This is a genomic window from Vibrio sp. 10N.222.46.A1, assembly GCF_041473595.1.
Lineage (GTDB): Bacteria > Pseudomonadota > Gammaproteobacteria > Enterobacterales > Vibrionaceae > Vibrio > Vibrio tasmaniensis_A.
Window position 1 is genome coordinate 1 of record NZ_JBFRSN010000340.1, and the last position, 2,451, is coordinate 2,451.

2 protein-coding genes are annotated in these 2,451 nt (G+C 40.7%); both read left to right on the plus strand.

Going from position 1 to position 2,451, the window contains the following annotated elements; translation table 11 throughout:
• Window positions 1-925: prephenate dehydratase (pheA, locus tag AB4496_RS11135; protein WP_372130958.1), on the plus strand; the 925-nt coding region annotated here is incomplete at its 5' end.
• A gap of 353 nt (window positions 926-1,278) precedes the next feature.
• On the plus strand, window positions 1,279-2,451 hold a 1,173-nt coding region (locus tag AB4496_RS11140), incomplete at its 3' end, for a diguanylate cyclase domain-containing protein (protein WP_372130961.1).

Genomic DNA, 2,451 nt, shown 5'->3' on the forward strand with positions numbered 1-2,451 from the left:
AGATTCGGTTCTGCTGCAACAGTCATACCTGCAAAACCTTGCGAATCCACAAAGCCGTAAACCACTAGCTCGCGTTGCATTCTTAGGTTCTAAGGGATCGTATTCTCACCTTGCGAGCCGTGAATACTTCAGCCGCAAGAATATGGAATTGATTGAGCTGAACTGTAATCACTTCAAAGAAGTCGCATCGACTGTAGAATCGGGCCATGCCGACTACGGTGTACTGCCGATTGAAAATACCAGTTCAGGGTCAATTAACGAAGTCTACGATCTGCTACAACACACAACGCTTTACATCGTTGGTGAACTTTCTCAACCGATTGAACACTGCCTTGTCGCGAAAAATGATATTCGTTTAGAAGACATTAAAACGCTCTATTCGCACCCACAACCTCATCAACAATGCAGTGAGTTTTTAAGCCGCCTTAAAGATGTCAGCCTTGAATCTTGTGCAAGCACAGCTGATGCTATGAAAAAGGTAAAAGATCTAGACGGTGATGATGTGGCAGCGATTGGTAATGCATCGAGCGGCAAGCTTTATGGACTTCAACCAATCCAAGGCAACATTGCAAATCAAACTGAGAACCACACTCGTTTCATCGTGGTCGCTCGTAAGCCTGTTGAAGTATCGACTCAGATCCCAGCTAAGACGACACTCATCATGTCGACTTCTCAAGAAGCCGGTTCTTTGGTTGAAACACTGCTGATTCTGCAACGCTTAGGTATTAACATGACCAAGCTGGAATCTCGTCCTATCATGGGTAACCCTTGGGAAGAGATGTTCTATGTGGATTTAGAAGCACACTTAGATTCAGATAATATGCAGCAAGCGATAACGGAACTAACAGCCATAACTCGTCACCTAAAAGTGTTAGGTTGTTACCCAAGTGAGAACATTAAGGCTACTCAAGTTAAGTTGTCTTAACTTTTTATTATCTGTTCCCCCATTTTAACTGCTATAAGCTTTTCACTAATACAAGCATTTGGCCTACTGCAGGCCAAATGCTAAAAGAAAGTAACTAATGGAATAAAACTCGAACTAAGGAATACGCAAAGTCTGTATACTTAAAAAGGAATTGGTTGTGTTACTGATTCTCACTCCTATCCACTTCAATCACCCCCACCGTACTTAAACACTCATTACTGATAATTTAATCATTAAATACAAAAACTTAAAACCCAAACAAAACTCTTCAAACACAATATAATCGATGGCAAGAACTCTCGAAATAACATAAACTTGCGCGCTAAAATTTATAAACCATGTTGTGAATAACCATGAAGCTAAGTACTAAAATATTACTTGTGATTGCCCCCGTAATACTGTTCAGTACAGCGGCTTCTAGCTATATCATCTATTCCACGCAAAAAAACAGCTTTATCAAACGTGAAGACAATGCACTGCAATTAAGCATGGAAAAATTAGCAGGCTATTTTCAACAGTCTCGTTCTTTCCTCAACAATTACTCCTACACCCTCACCAATAGTGACCTGGTTAAGCGTTATTTTATGGTTGATGAAAATGTCGACCACCAACGTGAACTGACTGATAACCTAAACGAAACGATTAAGTTACTGCAAGATGGTAACGACAGTTTTACAAGGGTCGCGTTGCTTGATAGCGATCGAGCTCTTAAATATTACGCTGACAATACCAATGATCCTTTCGCAAAAATGGATCCCAAGATATTAGAGTTCATTGAGCATCAATATCAAAAAACGTTAGCAACTTCGAGTACGGACTACATACAGAATTCCCAAGGTGAAGGGGTATTAGTTCATTATGATGTTATTGATAAAAAAACAGTTTCGACACCAATAAACGATCCACCCAACAATGTGTTTTTTGTGGTTGTATCTGTCTCTCTTGATAAGTTTAATTCACTACGAAAACAGATAGAGTTCGACTATCAAACTAGTTTGTTTTTTACCCCTACGTTAGTGACACAGGGGCGTGAGTTAACACAATCTATAAAGCTAGCACCTGGCCTCTACGCCACGCTCGATCCTGCACCATTCTTATTAGACAACAAACTCAAATCTATCTGGAATGAACTGAGCCTATCCTTTGCCCTATCTGCATTTGTCAGTGTTACCTTACTGCTGATCCTGCTATCTCGCTGGGTGATAAACCCGATCACCCGTTTAGATAGGCAGCTTCAAGAGGTTGAGAAAAAACAGAGAAAAAACATTGAGCGCCTAGGAACAAATGATGAGTTGGGGCGCTTATCCCAACGCTTTTATGATATGTACCAAGAGTTGGATGACACGTACCAACAGACTAAGTTGTTGGCAGAAAATGATCAGTTGACCCAAATAGCCAATAGGCACCAGTTTCAAACCTTCGTGCAGCAGTCGTTGTCAAAACCTAGTTCGAACACCGAAACCTGGGTTCTCTACTTTGATTTAGATAACTTCAAATTTGTGAACGACAAATACGGGCATCAGATC